Source organism: Mesorhizobium sp. M0633 (assembly GCF_040320645.1).
GTDB lineage: Bacteria > Pseudomonadota > Alphaproteobacteria > Rhizobiales > Rhizobiaceae > Mesorhizobium.
The window spans coordinates 1-1,268 of sequence record NZ_JAMYQC010000110.1 but is presented as its reverse complement, the minus strand read 5'-3'; the positions used below and the strand labels follow the sequence as shown (position 1 = coordinate 1,268).

At 61.9% G+C, this 1,268-nt stretch carries 1 pseudogene; it reads right to left on the bottom strand.

From position 1 onward, the window contains the following. Positions 1-20: 20 nt before the first annotated feature. Positions 21-1,202, bottom strand: a pseudogene (locus NKI47_RS34870) (IS3 family transposase). Positions 1,203-1,268: the final 66 nt, after the last annotated feature.

Below are 1,268 nucleotides of genomic sequence, written 5' to 3'. Positions count from 1 at the left end.
TGTGACCTGCCACTGAACTATCATCCAGTGGCGATTAGAGCCTTGGCCGTTTCTGTTACGCCTCTTGGCGCGGGTTGAGCCACCGGCGGAGGCGCGGAGCCTTCCATCAGCACAGCGTCGGAGCCGGTTGCGGTGATGACCTCGGCATAGGCTGTCGGGGTCTGGTAGCCGAGAGAGGAATGGGGCGGTGTTGAAGTCCTCCCGCCATTCGGCGATGGCGCTACGGGCGTGATCGAGGCCGAAGAACAGGCTCTCGTTCAGGAGCTCGTCGCGCATGCGACCGTTGAAGGATTCGACATAACCATTCTGCATCGGCTTGCCTGGCGCGATGTAGTGCCATTCGATCCCGTGATCCTTCGACCATGCGAGGATGGCGTTCGAGGTGAACTCGGTGCCATGGTCGGAGACGATCATGCCCGGCTTGCCGCGGTGAGCGATCAATTCCGTCAGTTCACGGGCAACCCGACGGCCGGAGATCGAGGTGTCCGGGATCGCGGCCAAACATTCGCGTCACGTCGTCGACGATGTTGAGCACACGGAAAGCGCCGGCCGCAGGCGAACTGGTCATGCACGAAATCCAGCGGCCAGCGCGCATTCGCCTTTGCCTCGACCAGGATCGGCGCCCGCGTGCCGACGGCTCGTCGTCGCGCCCGACGCTTGCGCACCGTCAGTCCTTCCTCGCGGTAAAGACGATAGATACGGTTGATCCCCGATGCCTCGCCCTGGCGCCTGAGCAGAATGAACAGCCGTCGATAGCCGAAGCGCCGGCGCTCGTTCGCGAGGTCACGCAGCCGACCACGCAGCTCCGTCTCTGGCGCTCGGCGAGACTGGTAGCGGATCATCTTACGATCGGCGTCGACGACGGAACAGGCCCGACGCTCCGATAGGCCCATGACGGCCCGCAGATGCGCTACGGCTTCGCGCTTGGCGGCGGGCCCTACCATTTTTTTGATAGAAGCTCGCGCAATGCCGAGGCTTCGAGCATCTGGTCTGCGAGCAGCTTCTTCAGTTTGGCGTTCTCGTCTTCCAAGGCCTTCAGCCGCTTGGCGTCGGATACGCCCATCCCGCCATACTTGGCCTTCCAGATATACAGCGTCGCCTCGGAGATCCCGTGTTTGCATGCAAGATCGCCCGCCTTGCACCCGCTTCATGCTCGCGCAGACCGCGATGATCTGCTCTTCCGTAAACCGCTTTCTCTTCATCAGTCCGTCCTTCAATCAAGGCCCGGACTCTAATCTCAGATGGAGGTAATTCTCAGTGGCAGGTCA